Origin of the sequence: Enterobacter cloacae complex sp. FDA-CDC-AR_0164, from assembly GCF_003071645.1 — a bacterium.
Taxonomy (GTDB): Bacteria; Pseudomonadota; Gammaproteobacteria; order Enterobacterales; family Enterobacteriaceae; genus Enterobacter; species Enterobacter ludwigii.
This window is the reverse complement of the sequence record NZ_CP028950.1, coordinates 1-15,488: the sequence shown is the minus strand read 5'-3', so window position 1 is coordinate 15,488 and position 15,488 is coordinate 1. Positions and strand designations below refer to the sequence as shown.

The 15,488-nt window shown below is 52.5% G+C and carries 17 protein-coding genes and 5 tRNA genes; 19 read left to right on the top strand and 3 right to left on the bottom strand.

Annotated features, from left to right (window positions below; genetic code table 11):
- Positions 1 to 180: 180 nt before the first annotated feature.
- The 18 genes from cydA (at position 181) to pnuC (ending at position 11,861) form a co-directional block, all read left to right on the top strand.
- Positions 181 to 1,749 (top strand): cytochrome ubiquinol oxidase subunit I, encoded by a 1,569-nt coding sequence (cydA, locus tag AM410_RS00115; RefSeq protein ID WP_020884962.1) that lies wholly within the window; start codon positions 181 to 183, stop codon positions 1,747 to 1,749.
- A 15-nt stretch (positions 1,750 to 1,764) separates the two neighbouring features.
- On the top strand, positions 1,765 to 2,904 hold the full coding sequence (gene cydB, locus AM410_RS00110; RefSeq protein WP_014169180.1) for a cytochrome d ubiquinol oxidase subunit II: 1,140 nt from the start codon (positions 1,765 to 1,767) through the stop codon (positions 2,902 to 2,904).
- A 14-nt stretch (positions 2,905 to 2,918) separates the two neighbouring features.
- Complete coding sequence (gene cydX / locus AM410_RS00105) at positions 2,919 to 3,032, top strand: cytochrome bd-I oxidase subunit CydX (protein ID WP_014169181.1); 114 nt, start codon at positions 2,919 to 2,921, stop codon at positions 3,030 to 3,032.
- Complete coding sequence (gene ybgE / locus AM410_RS00100; protein WP_020884961.1) at positions 3,032 to 3,322, top strand: cyd operon protein YbgE; 291 nt, start codon at positions 3,032 to 3,034, stop codon at positions 3,320 to 3,322. Before cydX ends, ybgE begins: the two co-directional genes overlap by 1 nt.
- Positions 3,323 to 3,470: 148 nt before the next feature.
- Positions 3,471 to 3,875, top strand: coding sequence for a tol-pal system-associated acyl-CoA thioesterase (ybgC, locus tag AM410_RS00095; protein ID WP_014169183.1), 405 nt, complete (start codon positions 3,471 to 3,473; stop codon positions 3,873 to 3,875).
- Positions 3,872 to 4,564: a Tol-Pal system protein TolQ gene (gene tolQ / locus AM410_RS00090; RefSeq protein ID WP_014169184.1), complete on the top strand. Its 693-nt coding sequence runs from the start codon at positions 3,872 to 3,874 to the stop codon at positions 4,562 to 4,564. Before ybgC ends, tolQ begins: the two co-directional genes overlap by 4 nt.
- Positions 4,565 to 4,567: 3 nt before the next feature.
- Entirely contained in the window at positions 4,568 to 4,996 is a 429-nt protein-coding gene (gene tolR, locus AM410_RS00085) for a colicin uptake protein TolR (RefSeq protein WP_014169185.1), read from the top strand.
- A 28-nt stretch (positions 4,997 to 5,024) separates the two neighbouring features.
- The gene (tolA, locus tag AM410_RS00080; RefSeq protein WP_020884960.1) at positions 5,025 to 6,314 is read left to right on the top strand and encodes a cell envelope integrity protein TolA; all 1,290 of its coding nucleotides are present in this window, start codon (positions 5,025 to 5,027) and stop codon (positions 6,312 to 6,314) included.
- Positions 6,315 to 6,444: 130 nt separating this feature from the next.
- On the top strand, positions 6,445 to 7,737 hold the full coding sequence (gene tolB / locus AM410_RS00075; RefSeq protein ID WP_025204648.1) for a Tol-Pal system beta propeller repeat protein TolB: 1,293 nt from the start codon (positions 6,445 to 6,447) through the stop codon (positions 7,735 to 7,737).
- 35 nt (positions 7,738 to 7,772) lie between these two features.
- Positions 7,773 to 8,294 carry a peptidoglycan-associated lipoprotein Pal gene (gene pal, locus AM410_RS00070; protein ID WP_003858578.1) on the top strand — a complete coding sequence of 174 codons (522 nt, stop codon included), beginning with the start codon at positions 7,773 to 7,775 and terminating at the stop codon, positions 8,292 to 8,294.
- A gap of 9 nt (positions 8,295 to 8,303) precedes the next feature.
- Positions 8,304 to 9,098, top strand: a complete 795-nt coding sequence (cpoB, locus tag AM410_RS00065; RefSeq protein WP_014169189.1) for a cell division protein CpoB — start codon at positions 8,304 to 8,306, stop codon at positions 9,096 to 9,098.
- 161 nt (positions 9,099 to 9,259) lie between these two features.
- A tRNA-Lys gene (locus AM410_RS00060) sits at positions 9,260 to 9,335 on the top strand.
- A gap of 27 nt (positions 9,336 to 9,362) precedes the next feature.
- Positions 9,363 to 9,438, top strand: a tRNA-Val gene (locus AM410_RS00055).
- Positions 9,439 to 9,442: 4 nt separating this feature from the next.
- Positions 9,443 to 9,518 (top strand) — tRNA-Lys (locus AM410_RS00050).
- 139 nt (positions 9,519 to 9,657) lie between these two features.
- Positions 9,658 to 9,733: transfer RNA gene (locus tag AM410_RS00045), tRNA-Lys, on the top strand.
- 31 nt (positions 9,734 to 9,764) lie between these two features.
- Positions 9,765 to 9,840: transfer RNA gene (locus AM410_RS00040), tRNA-Lys, on the top strand.
- A gap of 235 nt (positions 9,841 to 10,075) precedes the next feature.
- Positions 10,076 to 11,119, top strand: coding sequence for a quinolinate synthase NadA (gene nadA / locus AM410_RS00035; protein ID WP_108647326.1), 1,044 nt, complete (start codon positions 10,076 to 10,078; stop codon positions 11,117 to 11,119).
- 22 nt (positions 11,120 to 11,141) lie between these two features.
- Positions 11,142 to 11,861, top strand: a complete 720-nt coding sequence (gene pnuC, locus AM410_RS00030) for a nicotinamide riboside transporter PnuC (RefSeq protein ID WP_020884957.1) — start codon at positions 11,142 to 11,144, stop codon at positions 11,859 to 11,861.
- Here the strand turns inward: pnuC and zitB are convergent.
- Together zitB and AM410_RS00020 are read right to left on the bottom strand one after the other, a co-directional pair.
- Positions 11,858 to 12,796, bottom strand: coding sequence for a CDF family zinc transporter ZitB (gene zitB, locus AM410_RS00025; protein ID WP_108647324.1), 939 nt, complete (start codon positions 12,794 to 12,796; stop codon positions 11,858 to 11,860). The two genes, pnuC and zitB, sit on opposite strands and share 4 nt — an antisense overlap.
- 106 nt (positions 12,797 to 12,902) lie before the next feature.
- Positions 12,903 to 13,283, bottom strand: a complete 381-nt coding sequence (locus AM410_RS00020) for a YbgS-like family protein (protein WP_025204646.1) — start codon at positions 13,281 to 13,283, stop codon at positions 12,903 to 12,905.
- Positions 13,284 to 13,587: 304 nt separating this feature from the next.
- Between AM410_RS00020 and aroG the strand changes: the two genes are divergently transcribed.
- Complete coding sequence (gene aroG / locus AM410_RS00015; protein WP_014169194.1) at positions 13,588 to 14,640, top strand: 3-deoxy-7-phosphoheptulonate synthase AroG; 1,053 nt, start codon at positions 13,588 to 13,590, stop codon at positions 14,638 to 14,640.
- A gap of 61 nt (positions 14,641 to 14,701) precedes the next feature.
- Here aroG and gpmA read toward each other — a convergent pair whose 3' ends face one another.
- Positions 14,702 to 15,454 (bottom strand): 2,3-diphosphoglycerate-dependent phosphoglycerate mutase, encoded by a 753-nt coding sequence (gene gpmA, locus AM410_RS00010; RefSeq protein ID WP_020884954.1) that lies wholly within the window; start codon positions 15,452 to 15,454, stop codon positions 14,702 to 14,704.
- Positions 15,455 to 15,488: the final 34 nt, after the last annotated feature.

Genomic DNA, 15,488 nt, shown 5'->3' with positions numbered 1-15,488 from the left:
TTTGCGGGATCAATTTGAGTTTTTTATTAACGTATTTGTAACCTATCGTCATTGCTTTTATCCTTTCTCAGGCTAAGCGCGACGACATGGATGCGAATAATTTGTATTGGGGCATGTGTGTGAATCCTTTTCTAACGGGGTTCACTCTCGGAGTCTTCATGCGATGAGCAAGGAGTCATGATGTTAGATATAGTCGAACTGTCGCGCTTACAGTTTGCCTTGACCGCGATGTACCACTTCCTGTTTGTGCCACTAACGCTCGGTATGGCGTTCCTGCTGGCCATCATGGAAACGGTCTACGTCCTCTCCGGCAAACAGATTTATAAAGATATGACCAAGTTCTGGGGCAAGTTGTTTGGTATCAACTTTGCACTGGGCGTGGCTACCGGTTTGACCATGGAGTTCCAGTTCGGGACTAACTGGTCTTACTATTCTCACTACGTTGGGGATATCTTCGGTGCGCCGCTGGCCATTGAAGGTCTGATGGCCTTCTTCCTCGAATCCACCTTTGTAGGTCTGTTCTTCTTCGGTTGGGACCGTCTGGGCAAAGTCCAGCATATGGCGGTGACCTGGCTGGTGGCACTCGGTTCGAACCTGTCCGCACTGTGGATCCTGGTCGCGAACGGCTGGATGCAGAACCCTATCGCGTCTGATTTCAACTTCGAAACCATGCGTATGGAGATGGTCAGCTTTGCCGAACTGGTGCTGAACCCGGTCGCACAGGTTAAATTCGTTCACACCGTGGCGTCTGGCTATGTGTGCGGCGCGATGTTTGTACTGGGCATCAGCTCTTACTACATGCTGCGTGGTCGTGACTTCGCGTTTGCTAAGCGCTCCTTTGCTATCGCTGCAAGCTTCGGTATGGCTGCAATCCTCTCTGTTATCGTGCTGGGTGATGAATCCGGTTACGAAATGGGTGACGTGCAGAAAACCAAACTGGCCGCTATCGAAGCCGAATGGGAAACCCAACCCGCGCCTGCTGCCTTTACTCTGTTCGGTGTTCCCGACCAGGATGCACAGGAAAACCGCTTCGCCATTCAAATTCCTTACGCGCTCGGCATCATTGCTACCCGCTCCGTCGACAAGCAGGTGACGGGTCTGAAAGAGCTGATGGTGCAGCATGAAGGCCGTATTCGTAACGGTATGAAAGCCTACGCGCTGCTGGAGCAGCTGCGTGCGGGTTCTACCGACCAGGCCGTGCGTGACCAGTTCAACGATGTGAAGAAAGATCTGGGTTACGGTCTGCTGCTGAAACGCTATACCCCGAACGTCTCCGACGCGACGGAAGCGCAAATCCAGATGGCGACCAAAGACTCCATTCCACGCGTGGCGCCACTGTACTTCGCATTCCGTATCATGGTGGGCTGCGGCATCATCATGCTGCTGATCATTGCGGCGTCCTTCTGGTCCGTGATTCGTAACCGCATCGGTGAGAAAAAATGGCTGCTGCGTACCGCGCTGTATGGTATCCCACTGCCGTGGATTGCTATCGAATCCGGCTGGTTTGTTGCGGAATATGGCCGTCAGCCATGGGCGATCGGTGAGGTGCTGCCAACGGCGGTAGCGAACTCCTCTCTGACTGCAGGCGATCTGATCTTCTCCATGCTGCTGATTTGTGGTCTGTACACCCTGTTCCTGGTGGCTGAACTGTTCCTGATGTTCAAGTTCGCGCGCCTTGGCCCAAGCAGCCTGAAAACCGGTCGCTATCACTATGAGCAGTCCGGTGCGACTACTCAGCCGGCACGCTAAGACAGGAGTCATCAAATGATCGATTATGAAGTATTGCGTTTTATCTGGTGGCTGCTGGTCGGTATTCTGCTGATCGGTTTCGCAGTCACTGACGGTTTCGACATGGGGGTGGGGATGCTCACCCGTTTCCTCGGTCGTAATGACACCGAGCGTCGAATCATGATTAACTCCATCGCCCCGCACTGGGACGGTAACCAGGTGTGGCTGATCACCGCAGGCGGCGCGCTGTTCGCTGCCTGGCCGATGGTCTACGCGGCTGCGTTCTCCGGTTTCTATGTGGCGATGATTCTGGTGCTGGCTTCTTTATTCTTCCGTCCGGTTGGTTTCGACTACCGTTCCAAGATTGAAGACACCCGCTGGCGCAACATGTGGGACTGGGGCATCTTCATTGGTAGCTTCGTTCCACCGCTGGTGATTGGCGTGGCGTTCGGTAACCTGCTGCAGGGTGTACCGTTCCACATCGATGAATACATGCGTCTTTACTACACCGGTAACTTCTTCCAGCTGCTGAATCCGTTTGGTCTGCTGGCAGGCGTGGTGAGTGTGGCAATGATCATTACTCAGGGTGCGACCTATCTGCAGATGCGTACCGTAGGTGAATTGCATCTTCGCTCTCGTGCAACGGCGCAGGTTGCTGCGCTTATTACCCTGGTGTGCTTCGCACTGGCCGGCGTATGGGTGATGTACGGTATCGACGGTTATGTCATTACGTCTGCAATTAACCACACGGCACCGTCTAACCCGCTGACGAAAGAAGTGGCACGACAGGCTGGCGCGTGGCTGGTGAACTTCAACAATATGCCTGTTCTGTGGGCTATTCCGGCTCTGGGTGTGTTGCTGCCGCTGCTGACGATACTGACGTCACGTCTGGAAAAAGGTGCCCTGGCATTTGTATTTTCCTCACTGACGCTGGCGTGCATTATTCTGACTGCGGGTATCGCGATGTTCCCATTCGTCATGCCGTCCAGCACGATGATGAATGCAAGCCTGACCATGTGGGATGCAACGTCCAGCCAGCTGACGCTTAACCTGATGACGTATGTTGCTTGCGTGTTCGTACCGATTATCCTGCTGTACACCGCCTGGTGTTACTGGAAAATGTTCGGTCGTATCACGAAAGAAGATATTGAAAGCAACACTCATTCTCTGTACTAAGTAAGGAGCTGAATATGTGGTATTTCGCATGGATTTTAGGGACGCTTCTTGCCTGTGCATTTGGTGTCATTACTGCCCTGGCGCTTGAGCACGTCGAAGCGTCTAAAGCAGGTGAAGACAAACACTAATGAACATTATCGCGACGCTTTACGCGGTAATGGATAAGCGCCCGTTAAGGGCGCTTTCTTTAGTGATGGCATTACTGCTGGCAGGTTGTATCTTCTGGGACCCTTCGCGCTTTGCAGCGAAGACCAGCGAGCTTGAGATCTGGCACGGCTTCCTCATTATGTGGGCGGTGTGCGCAGGTGTGATCCACGGCGTAGGCTTTCGTCCGAAAGCGCTGCACTGGCAGGGGATTTTCTGCCCACTTATCGCCGATCTGGTGCTTCTCGCTGGCTTGATTTTCTTCTTCTTCTGAATAAGAAATGTCCGTTAATGATATGGGCTTACCCTGGCCCATAAAAATTTACTCTCCGTTTACTTTCTCCCATTCCAAACCATCTTTCCCGCGCGTATAGTAGCGAAGTTTAAAAGCTCTAACTTTTGTTGCATTACTGGGATGTAAAGTGAATACAACGCTGTTTCGATGGCCGGTTCGTGTCTATTACGAAGATACCGATGCCGGGGGTGTGGTTTACCACGCCAGCTACGTTGCTTTTTATGAACGGGCACGCACAGAGATGCTGCGCCATCATCACTTTAGTCAACAGGAGCTGTTGGCTGAGCGAGTTGCCTTCGTGGTTCGCAAGATGACGCTTGAGTATTTTGCGCCTGCCAGACTCGACGATATGCTCGAAGTCCAAACTGAAATTACATCAATGCGCGGAACCTCAATGGTTTTCACGCAGCGGATAGTCAATGCAGAAAATACGGTACTGAACTCAGCTGAAGTCCTGATCGTCTGTGTTGATCCAACCATAATGAAGCCTCGTGCGCTTCCTAAGTCTATTGTCGCGGAGTTTAAGCAGTGACTGACATGAATATCCTTGATTTGTTCCTGAAGGCAAGCCTTCTGGTTAAACTTATCATGTTGATTTTGATTGGTTTTTCAATCGCATCCTGGGCCATCATCATCCAGAGAACGCGTATCCTCAATGCGGCTGGCCGTGAAGCAGAAGCGTTTGAAGATAAGTTCTGGTCGGGTATTGAGCTTTCTCGTCTGTATCAGGAAAGCCAGGGACGCCGTGATAACCTCGTAGGCTCCGAACAGATTTTCTATAGCGGATTCAAAGAGTTTGCTCGTTTGCATCGCGCAAACAGCCACGCGCCCGAAGCGGTTGTGGAAGGTGCCTCGCGTGCGATGCGTATCTCCATGAATCGCGAGCTGGAAAACCTTGAAACGCATATTCCTTTCCTGGGGACCGTTGGTTCCATCAGCCCGTATATTGGTCTGTTTGGTACGGTCTGGGGGATTATGCACGCCTTTATCGCCCTGGGGGCGGTGAAGCAGGCGACGTTGCAGATGGTTGCCCCGGGTATTGCAGAAGCACTGATTGCGACCGCTATCGGTCTGTTTGCGGCGATCCCGGCGGTTATGGCTTACAACCGTCTGAACCAGCGCGTGAATAAACTGGAACTGAACTACGACAACTTTATGGAAGAGTTCACCGCGATTCTGCACCGTCAGGCGTTTACCAGTACCGAGAGTAACAAGGGGTAAACCATGGCCAGATCGCGTGGACGAAATCGTCGCGAGCTCAAGTCCGAAATCAATATCGTTCCACTGCTGGACGTTCTGTTGGTACTGCTGCTGATCTTCATGGCGACAGCACCCATCATTACCCAGAGCGTGGAGGTTGATCTGCCGGATGCGACAGAATCACAGGCGGTAAGCACCAATGACGATCCTCCGGTCATCATTGAGGTTTCCGGTGTAGGGCAATACAGCGTAGTGGTAGAAAAAGATCGTATGGATCAACTGCCACCTGAGCAGGTTATTGCTGAAGCGCAGCGACGCCTGGAGTCAAATCCGAAAACGGTCTTCTTAATCGGTGGCGCGAAAGACGTACCATACGATGAAATTATTAAAGCGCTGAACTTGCTACATAGCGCGGGCGTTAAGTCAGTTGGCTTAATGACTCAGCCTATTTGATCATCTGCGTAGTTTTTGGGAACCGATAGTGTCAAAGGCAACCGAACAGAACGACAAGCTTAAGCGAGCGATAATCGTCTCCGCAGTGCTGCACGTTATTCTTTTTGCAGTGCTGATCTGGAGTTCGTTCGACGAGCACATTGATGCATCATCGGGCGGCGGTGGAGGCTCTTCCATTGACGCCGTCATGGTGGATCCCGGTGCGGTAGTGCAGAACTATAACCGCGAGCAACAGCAGAAGGCGAGTGCAAAACGGGCTGAAGAGCAGCGTGAAAAACAGGCGCAACAGCAAGCGGAAGAACTGCGTGAAAAGCAGGCCGCTGAGCAGGAGCGACTGAAGCAGCTTGAGAAAGAACGTTTGCAGGCGCAGGAAGCGGCGAAAGAGCAGGCGGAACAGCAGAAGCAAGCTGAAGAGGCCGCGAAGAAAGCTCAGGAACAGCAGAAGCAGGCGGAAGAGGCGGCAGCCAAAGCCGCGGCGGACGCGAAAGCACAAGCTGATGCCCAGGCAAAATTAGCGGCGGAAGCGGCGAAGAAAGCCGCAGCCGATGCTCAGAAGAAAGCTGAAGCCGAAGCGGCGAAGAAAGCCGCTGCTGATGCTCAGAAGAAAGCTGAAGCGGAAGCGGCAAAAAAAGCTGCTGCTGATGCTCAGAAAAAAGCTGAAGCGGAAGCCGCGAAGAAAGCCGCTCAGGAAGCAGAGAAGAAAGCTGCTGCCGATGCTGCGAAGAAAGCGGCTGCTGCCGAGAAGGCTGCAGCAGAAAAAGCGGCCGCTGCTGAAAAAGCCGCAGCAGAGAAGAAAGCCGCCGCCGAGAAAGCGGCTGCTGACAAAAAAGCTGCAGCAGAAAAAGCCGCTGCCGATAAGAAAGCTGCTGCAGAGAAAGCCGCCGCCAAAAAAGCGGCCGCCGCTGAGAAAGCCGCGGATGCCGCTGGCGTTGACGATCTCCTGGGCGATCTGAGTTCTGGTAAGAATGCGCCGAAAGCGGGCGGTGGTGCGAAAGGCAGTGGTCAGCCCTCTAAAGACAGTGGTACTTCTGGTGCCAATGGTGGGGCGACGGGTGCTGATATCAGCGCTTATGTTAAGCAAATCCAGGTTGCGATTCAGAACCGCCTGTTTGATGCAAGCATCTATCAGGGCAAACAATGTGTACTGCATATCAACCTTGCGCCAGATGGTAGGTTGAAAAGCGTGACCTCTGAAGGGGGCGATCCTGCGCTTTGTCAGGCAGCATTGGCCGCTGCAAGGTCGGCGAACATTCCTAAACCGCCTAGTGAGGCTGTTTATGAACGGATAAAAGATGCCAAACTGGACTTTAAACTGTAATCGACTGTCCTTACGGAAGTATGAAAAACAGTCTATTGTCCTAACGAGTGTTTAGTAGTTTTGTCTATTTGGGTTTGTTAACATTCTGCTAAATTATCGTGGGTAAGGTTACCCGGATAAGGGAGATATGATGAAGCAGGCATTACGTGTAGCATTTGGTTTTTTAATGCTGTGGGCAGCAGTACTGCACGCAGAAGTACGTATCGAGATCACCCAGGGGGTGGATTCGGCACGCCCAATCGGTGTTGTTCCGTTCCAGTGGGCCGGTCCTGGCGCTGCGCCTGAAGATGCCGGTGGCATCGTTGCGGCTGACCTGCGTAACAGCGGTAAATTCAACCCATTAGATCGTTCTCGTCTGCCTCAGCAGCCGGGCAGCGCGCAGGAAGTACAGCCTGCTGCATGGTCTGCACTCGGTATTGATGCTGTCGTTGTTGGTCAGGTTACACCTAACCCGGACGGCTCTTACAACGTTGCCTGGCAGCTGGTTGATACCGGCGGTGCACCGGGTACCGTTCTGGCACAGAACTCTTACAAGGTCACTAAACAGTACCTGCGCTATGCGGCACACGCTGCCAGCGATGCGGTATTTGAAAAACTGACCGGCATTAAAGGTGCGTTCCGTACCCGTATTGCTTATGTGGTACAGACCAATGGCGGTCAGTTCCCGTATGAGCTGCGCGTATCTGACTACGATGGTTACAATCAGTTCCTGGTGAAACGTTCTTCTCAGCCGCTGATGTCTCCAGCCTGGTCTCCGGACGGTTCTAAACTGGCTTATGTTACCTTCGAAAGCGGTCGTTCAGCGCTGGTTATCCAGACGCTGGCTAACGGTGCTGTTCGCCAGGTTGCGTCGTTCCCTCGTCACAACGGTGCGCCTTCGTTCTCTCCGGACGGTACCAAACTGGCGTTTGCGCTCTCTAAAACCGGTAGCCTGAACCTGTACGTGATGGACATTGGCTCTGGTCAAATTCGCCAGGTGACCGATGGTCGCAGCAATAACACCGAACCGTCCTGGTTCCCGGACAGCCAGAACCTGGCATTTACGTCTGACCAGGCAGGACGTCCACAAATCTATAAAGTGAACGTCAACGGCGGTGCTCCACAGCGTATTACCTGGGAAGGTTCGCAGAACCAAAACGCAGATGTGAGCAGCGACGGTAAATTTATGGTAATGGTCAGCTCCAACGGTGGGCAGCAGCACATTGCCAAACAAGATCTGGTAGCGGGTGGCGTTCAAGTTCTGTCGTCAACGTTCCTGGATGAAACGCCAAGTCTGGCACCTAACGGCACTATGGTAATCTACAGCTCTTCTCAGGGGATGGGATCTGTGCTGAATCTGGTTTCTACAGATGGGCGTTTCAAAGCGCGTATTCCGGCAACTGATGGACAGGTAAAATCACCTGCCTGGTCGCCGTATCTGTAAATAATAATTAATTGATTACTAAAGGAATCATAGAAATGCAACTGAACAAAGTGCTGAAGGGGCTGATGATCGCTCTGCCTGTAATGGCAATCGCAGCGTGTTCTTCTAACAAGAATGCAAGCAATGACCAGAGCGGCGAAGGCATGATGGGTGCCGGTACCGGTATGGACGCGAATGGCAATGGCAACATGTCTTCTGAAGAGCAAGCGCGTCTTCAGATGCAGCAGCTGCAGCAGAACAACATCGTTTACTTCGATCTGGATAAATACGACATCCGTTCTGACTTCGCTGCGATGCTGGATGCTCACGCTAACTTCCTGCGTAGCAACCCGTCTTACAAAGTCACCGTAGAAGGTCACGCGGACGAACGTGGTACTCCAGAGTACAACATCTCCCTGGGTGAACGTCGTGCTAACGCCGTTAAAATGTACCTGCAGGGTAAAGGCGTTTCTGCTGACCAGATCTCCATCGTTTCTTACGGTAAAGAAAAACCTGCAGTACTGGGTCACGACGAAGCGGCTTACTCCAAAAACCGTCGTGCCGTACTGGTTTACTAAGAGAATTGCATGAGCAGTAACTTCAGACATCATCTGTTGAGTCTGTCGTTACTGGTTGGAATAGCGGCCCCCTGGGCCGCTTTTGCTCAGGCACCAATCAGTAGTGTCGGCTCAGGCTCGGTAGAAGACCGGGTCACTCAACTCGAGCGTATTTCTAACGCTCACAGTCAGCTTTTAACCCAACTCCAGCAACAACTTTCCGACAACCAAAACGATATTGATTCTCTCCGTGGTCAGATTCAGGAAAGCCAGTATCAGCTTAACCAGGTTGTGGAACGTCAGAAGCAAATCTTGCTGCAGATGGATAGTCTCAGCAGCGGTGGCGCAGCTGCGCAACCAGCAGCAGGCGATCAGAGCGGTGCGGCGACGTCGACCCCTGCTCCTGCGGCAGATGCTTCGGCCTCGACGGGAGCGCCTGTTCAGAGCGGTGACGCGAATACGGACTACAACGCGGCCATTGCCCTGGTACAGGATCAATCTCGTCAGGATGACGCTATCGTTGCGTTTCAGAACTTTGTGAAGAAATACCCTGATTCCACTTATCTGCCAAATGCAAATTATTGGCTCGGTCAGCTGAATTACAACAAGGGTAAAAAGGACGATGCGGCGTTTTATTTTGCCTCAGTGGTGAAAAATTACCCGAAATCGCCAAAAGCGCCTGATGCGATGTTTAAAGTCGGCGTCATCATGCAGGACAAAGGTGACACTGCGAAAGCGAAAGCGGTTTATCAGCAGGTGGTTGCTAAATTCCCTGGCACCGAAGGTGCGAAGCAGGCGCAAAAACGTCTGAATTCGATGGGATGATTATCGCATGACCAGAAATCGCGTTATTTCTGGTCGTGCAGCATGATTCGTAAGCAGTTAAGTGATCTTCATCGAAATTTTTGTTGCGCTGAATTCTTAAATCAGTAATATATGCCGCCGTTGCCACGGGATATCAAACAACGTGAAAACAGCGTAAAAGTGGGTCGTTAGCTCAGTTGGTAGAGCAGTTGACTTTTAATCAATTGGTCGCAGGTTCGAATCCTGCACGACCCACCACTTAAAGCAGTTCCGGTAGTACAGAGTGGGTGATTAGCTCAGTTGGTAGAGCATCTCCTTTACACGGAGGGGGTCGGCGGTTCGAGCCCGTCATCACCCACCACTCCGGGTCGTTAGCTCAGTTGGTAGAGCAGTTGACTTTTAATCAATTGGTCGCAGGTTCGAATCCTGCACGACCCACCAATTTTAATGTCTTACTCAGATGTTAAACGTGAAGGATAACGTTGCAACAGCAACAGCCCGTAGGGCGAGGCGAAGCCGAGTCATCCTGCACGACCCACCAGGTTATTGGTATGAGTAAAAATTCAGGCAACACCCAAGCGGGTCGTTAGCTCAGTTGGTAGAGCAGTTGACTTTTAATCAATTGGTCGCAGGTTCGAATCCTGCACGACCCACCAGCCTGAATAGATTTGCAGTACATCCCGCAAGGGGTCGTTAGCTCAGTTGGTAGAGCAGTTGACTTTTAATCAATTGGTCGCAGGTTCGAATCCTGCACGACCCACCAATGTAAAAAAGCGCCCTAAAGGCGCTTTTTTGCTATCTGTATTCCGCATATTTTGACCTTGCAGGTCGGCTCCGGCGAAGTCGCCATCCGATGCGTGCTACGCGCACCTATTTCCGGTGACTTTTTCTCGCAAATTCGCTATCTTGTTTAGTATACAAAACACATTTGCCGTCCGTTTTGCTATGTTATGCAAAAGAAAGGCAATAATGTTAAGCCAGTAAAACGAGAAGCCATAATGAGCGTGATGTTTGATCCAGAAGCCGCAATCTATCCCTTCCCGCCAAAGCCTGTCCCGCTGAGTCAGGATGAGAAGCAGTTTTACCGTGAGAAGATCAAACGACTTCTCAAAGAGCGAGATGCAGTGATGGTTGCACATTACTACACCGACCCGGAAATCCAGCAACTGGCGGAAGAGACCGGGGGCTGCATCTCTGACTCTCTGGAGATGGCACGCTTTGGTGCCAGACATCCTGCTTCCACGTTACTGGTCGCAGGCGTTCGCTTTATGGGTGAAACCGCAAAGATTCTCAGCCCTGAAAAAACCATTCTGATGCCAACGCTACATGCGGAGTGTTCACTCGACCTCGGCTGTCCGATTGATGCGTTCTCGGCCTTCTGCGATGCCCATCCGGACCGTACCGTGGTGGTCTATGCCAATACCTCTGCCGCAGTGAAAGCGCGGGCAGACTGGGTCGTGACGTCAAGCATCGCCGTTGAACTGATTGAGCATCTGGACAGTTTGGGCGAGAAAATCATCTGGGCGCCTGACCGCCATCTCGGCAATTACGTGCAGAAGCAGACCGGCGCTGACGTGCTTTGCTGGCAGGGTGCCTGTATTGTTCATGATGAATTTAAGACGCAGGCGCTCTCGCGCATGAAGGCGATTTACCCGCACGCAGCGATCCTTGTTCACCCGGAATCACCGCAGTCCATTGTCGACATGGCGGATGCCGTGGGATCCACAAGCCAGCTTATCAATGCTGCCAGGACGCTGCCGCACAAGCAGCTCATCGTGGCAACCGACCGCGGTATCTTCTATAAGATGCAGCAAGCCGTGCCTGAGAAAGAGCTGCTTGAAGCACCAACGGCGGGCGAGGGGGCGACGTGTCGTAGCTGCGCGCACTGCCCGTGGATGGCGATGAACGGCCTGAAAGCTATCGCTGAGGGGCTGGAGAAAGGCGGAGCAACGCATGAAATCCATGTGGATGCTGCTCTGCGTGAAGGTGCGTTAATTCCGCTTAACCGCATGCTGGATTTTGCGGCTACACTACGTACTTAATTCAATACGCCCTGGGGAAAAGATGGATTTTTTTAGCACACAGAACATTCTGGTTCATATACCGATTGGTGCAGGTGGCTATGACCTGTCATGGATTGAGGCCGTGGGTACGCTGGCTGGGTTATTGTGTATCTGGCTGGCAAGCCTGGAGAAGATCAGCAACTACGCGTTCGGGTTAATTAACGTTACGCTCTTTGCGATTATCTTCTTCCAGATCCAGCTGTACGCCAGCCTGCTTTTGCAGTTGTTCTTCTTTGCGGCGAACATTTACGGTTGGTACGCGTGGTCGCGGCAGAACAGCCAGCAGGAGGCGGAACTGCAAATCCGCTGGCTGCCCTTACCGAAAGCCATCGCCTGGTTTGTCGCCTGCGTTGTCGCCATTGGTTTAATGACCGTCTATATCAACCCGGTGTTTGCATTCCTGACCCGTGTCGCGGTGTCGGTCATGTCTGGCCTCGGGCTGAATGTCGCTATGCCATCACTCCAGCCGGATGCTTTCCCGTTCTGGGACTCCTGCATGATGGTGCTGTCGATTGCTGCGATGATCCTGATGACCCGTAAATACGTTGAGAACTGGCTGCTCTGGGTCGTCATTAACGTCATTAGCGTGGTTATTTTTGCACTTCAGGGCGTCTATGCGATGTCGCTGGAGTATCTGCTGTTGACCTTCATTGCCCTGAACGGGAGCCGGATGTGGATTAACAGCGCGCGTGAGCGAGGCTCTCGCGCGCTTTCGAACTAATGATGGTGATGATGTGAATGGCCGGACTGCGCCTCGTTCAGGTGGCAGTCCGGGCCGTTACAGGGCTGGTACTCCATCTGGATGGTGGCGTGGCCAATCTCATAGTGATGGTCGAGAAAGTGCTGGATGCGCTCAAGCAGGCCATCATGGTCATGGGTAGGGATCACCTGGACGTGCAATGTCATGACCGGTTTCTCACCCACCAGCCAGACGTGAACATGATGCACGTTGCGCACCTCGGGCACGGAACGACGCAGGTTGCGTTTAAGCTCGGTAATGTCCACGGATGCCGGTGCCCCTTCAAGCAGTTCATTCACGCTCTCCTTCAGCAGCCGCCAGGCACTGCGCAATACCAGACACGATACCAGCACGGACAGAATCGGGTCGACGGGCGTCCAGCCGGTATAAAGGATCACCAGCGCGGCCACAATAGCGCCGACGGAACCCAGCAAATCGCCCATAACATGCAGAGCCGCAGCGCGCACGTTGAGGTTCTTTTCCCCGCTGCCGCGATGCAAAATCCAGAACGCCAGAAGATTGGCCAGCAGACCTGCTACGGCGATAACCATCATTGTCGCTCCGGCGACCGGCTGTGGGTGACGAAAGCGCTGTATGGCTTCCCAGACGATAAGAAGGGTGATAACCACCAGAGCAATAGCGTTAACAAACGCCGCCAGAGTTGTCAGCCGCAGCCAGCCAAAGGTATGACGCGCGTTAGGCGGACGACGGGCAAACTGCACGGCCAACAGAGCGAAGAGCAGGGCGGCGGCATCGGTAAGCATATGTCCGGCATCCGCCAGAAGCGCCAGCGAGCCGGAAACCAGGCCACCAATGACCTCGATAACCATAAACGTTGCCGTGACGCCGAAGGCCAGCATAAGGCGTTTAGCGTTGTCATCGCCAGGAGACGGGGTGTGTGAATGCGTGTGCGCCATATCAGCTTTCCTTTTTGTTATTGTTTTTAGTGTAGCGTTTTTAATGGCTTACTCCAAAAAGAAAGGAGAGCCAGAGCTCTCCTTTTACGTTTACATCCGTCACGGATTATTGGGTTGTGCCATCCGTTTTGGTATTGGCATCGTCGCCCACTTTGTCATTCGAATTCGGACACTTACCGTCTTTGCACATGGTGTTCTTATGCATCTCATCGGTACTCATCGTGTCATGATTCATGGTGCCAGAGCCGCTACTGTCCGGATGCAACATCGTGCCTCCGGTATTGGTGTTCCCGGTATTGATCTGGCTGTTATCGACATTATTCGGGGCGATATTCTGTTTTGCATCAGGGGCGACCTGACCCGCCGCCGCCGCGGCATTTGCATCACCGTTGTTATCTGTTGAGCCCGTCTCAGCGGCAAGGACGCTGCCGCTTGCCAGGGTAAGGGAGGCTGTGAGGAAGAGGGTTGCCAGTTTCGTCATTTTCATCTTGGTGCTCCTGTTCTTGTCGTTACGCTGGATAACATTTTCCAACAGTGCATCTTTTTCAGAGGCGAAAGATTCCGTCATACGGACTTACGTCAGTATGGAATCGCGTTTAATCAAACAAAAGTGGTTGTTACAGTTAAAAAGCTTAGGTTAGATCTCGTTTTTCGCTATTTTGTGGCGATTTTTAGGTGAATTCCAGGAATTATCTGTGTGAAGTGTAAAACCGTGTTTACACTTTCTGGTCGGCAAGTTAGATTGAAAGGATTGCTTTCATTACTAAAGATATGGCAGAGCTGGAAAGAAAATGAATTATCAGAACGACGATTTACGTATTAAAGAGATCAATGAGTTATTACCTCCTGTAGCACTCCTTGAGAAATTCCCCGCCACTGAAAATGCCGCAAACACGGTGTCTCATGCTCGTAAAGCGATCCATAAGATCCTGAAAGGTAATGACGATCGTCTTCTGGTGGTGATTGGCCCTTGCTCAATTCACGATCCTGCTGCGGCCAAAGAGTACGCAGCAAGATTGCTCCAGCTTCGCGAAGAACTGCAAGGCGAGCTGGAAATTGTCATGCGTGTTTACTTCGAAAAGCCGCGTACGACCGTTGGCTGGAAAGGGCTGATTAACGACCCGCATATGGATAACAGTTTCCAGATCAACGACGGTCTGCGTATTGCGCGCAAACTGCTGCTGGAGATCAACGACAGCGGTTTGCCGGCTGCCGGTGAGTTCCTCGACATGATTACGCCGCAATATCTGGCGGATCTGATGAGCTGGGGCGCAATCGGTGCGCGTACTACAGAATCTCAGGTTCACCGCGAACTGGCGTCAGGTCTCTCGTGTCCGGTTGGTTTTAAAAACGGTACCGATGGCACCATTAAGGTGGCAATTGACGCCATCAATGCCGCCGGGGCACCGCACTGCTTCCTGTCCGTCACCAAATGGGGTCACTCCGCCATTGTGAATACCAGCGGTAACGGTGACTGTCATATTATTCTGCGTGGCGGTAAAGAGCCGAACTACAGCGCAAAACATGTCGCAGACGTGAAGGTCGGGCTGGAAAAAGCGGGTCTGCCACAACAGGTGATGATCGACTTCAGCCATGCCAACTCCAGCAAGCAGTTTAAAAAGCAGATGGAAGTCGGCGCCGATGTTTGTCAGCAGATTGCCGGCGGTGAGAACGCGATTATTGGCGTGATGATCGAAAGCCATCTGGTGGAAGGTAACCAGAATCTGGAAGGCAGCGAGCCGCTGGTCTACGGTAAAAGCGTCACGGACGCCTGCATCGGCTGGGACGATACGGATGCCCTTCTGCGTCAGCTGGCGAATGCGGTAAAAGCGCGTCGCGGCTGAGTTTCAGGAGCCAAATAAAAAAGCGTGGATTGCTCCACGCTTTTTTTATGTCCAGCGAAAATTATTTCGCTTTACCCTGGTTCGCTACAGCCGCGGCTTTTGCAGCGATCTCATCAGCGTTGCCCAGATAGTAATGTTTGATTGGTTTGAAGTTTTCGTCGAACTCATACACCAGCGGAACGCCAGTTGGGATGTTCAGTTCGAGGATCTCGTCTTCACCCATGTTGTCCAGGTATTTCACCAGCGCACGCAGGGAGTTACCGTGAGCTGCGATGATCACGCGCTCGCCGCTTTTCAGGCGTGGCAGAATGGTTTCGTTCCAGTAAGGCACAACGCGGTCGATGGTCAGCGCCAGGCTCTCGGTCGTTGGCAGCTCAGCGTCCGTCAGTTTCGCGTAACGCGGGTCGTGGCCCGGGTAGCGCTCGTCATCTTTGGTCAGCTCTGGTGGGGTTACCGCGAAGCCGCGACGCCACTGTTTAACCTGCTCGTCACCGTATTTTTCAGCGGTTTCCGCTTTGTTCAGACCCTGCAGCGCACCGTAGTGACGCTCGTTCAGTTTCCAGGATTTCTCAACCGGCAGCCAGGCCTGATCCAGTTCGTCCAGAACGTTCCACAGAGTATGGATGGCACGTTTCAGCACAGAGGTGTAAGCAAAATCAAAGCTGAAGCCTTCAGCCTTCAGCAGTTTACCTGCTGCTTTTGCTTCGCTTACGCCTTTTTCTGACAGATCAACGTCGTACCAACCGGTAAAGCGGTTTTCGTTGTTCCACTGGCTTTCGCCATGACGCACCAGGACCAGCTTAGTTACAGCCATATCGTACTCCTCATAAGCTTTATTGAATGATAAC

What these genes read in the sequence shown, in the direction of transcription:
- pnuC (WP_020884957.1), top strand. Translation starts at nt 11,142, where the DNA reads ATGGATTTTTTTAGCACACAGAACATTCTGGTTCATATACCGATTGGT.
- cydB (WP_014169180.1), top strand. Translation starts at nt 1,765, where the DNA reads ATGATCGATTATGAAGTATTGCGTTTTATCTGGTGGCTGCTGGTCGGT.
- tolB (WP_025204648.1), top strand. Translation starts at nt 6,445, where the DNA reads ATGAAGCAGGCATTACGTGTAGCATTTGGTTTTTTAATGCTGTGGGCA.
- ybgE (WP_020884961.1), top strand. Translation starts at nt 3,032, where the DNA reads ATGAACATTATCGCGACGCTTTACGCGGTAATGGATAAGCGCCCGTTA.
- tolR (WP_014169185.1), top strand. Translation starts at nt 4,568, where the DNA reads ATGGCCAGATCGCGTGGACGAAATCGTCGCGAGCTCAAGTCCGAAATC.
- aroG (WP_014169194.1), top strand. Translation starts at nt 13,588, where the DNA reads ATGAATTATCAGAACGACGATTTACGTATTAAAGAGATCAATGAGTTA.
- cydX (WP_014169181.1), top strand. Translation starts at nt 2,919, where the DNA reads ATGTGGTATTTCGCATGGATTTTAGGGACGCTTCTTGCCTGTGCATTT.
- gpmA (WP_020884954.1), bottom strand. Translation starts at nt 15,454, where the DNA reads ATGGCTGTAACTAAGCTGGTCCTGGTGCGTCATGGCGAAAGCCAGTGG.
- cpoB (WP_014169189.1), top strand. Translation starts at nt 8,304, where the DNA reads ATGAGCAGTAACTTCAGACATCATCTGTTGAGTCTGTCGTTACTGGTT.
- zitB (WP_108647324.1), bottom strand. Translation starts at nt 12,796, where the DNA reads ATGGCGCACACGCATTCACACACCCCGTCTCCTGGCGATGACAACGCT.
- cydA (WP_020884962.1), top strand. Translation starts at nt 181, where the DNA reads ATGTTAGATATAGTCGAACTGTCGCGCTTACAGTTTGCCTTGACCGCG.
- nadA (WP_108647326.1), top strand. Translation starts at nt 10,076, where the DNA reads ATGAGCGTGATGTTTGATCCAGAAGCCGCAATCTATCCCTTCCCGCCA.
- AM410_RS00020 (WP_025204646.1), bottom strand. Translation starts at nt 13,283, where the DNA reads ATGAAAATGACGAAACTGGCAACCCTCTTCCTCACAGCCTCCCTTACC.
- pal (WP_003858578.1), top strand. Translation starts at nt 7,773, where the DNA reads ATGCAACTGAACAAAGTGCTGAAGGGGCTGATGATCGCTCTGCCTGTA.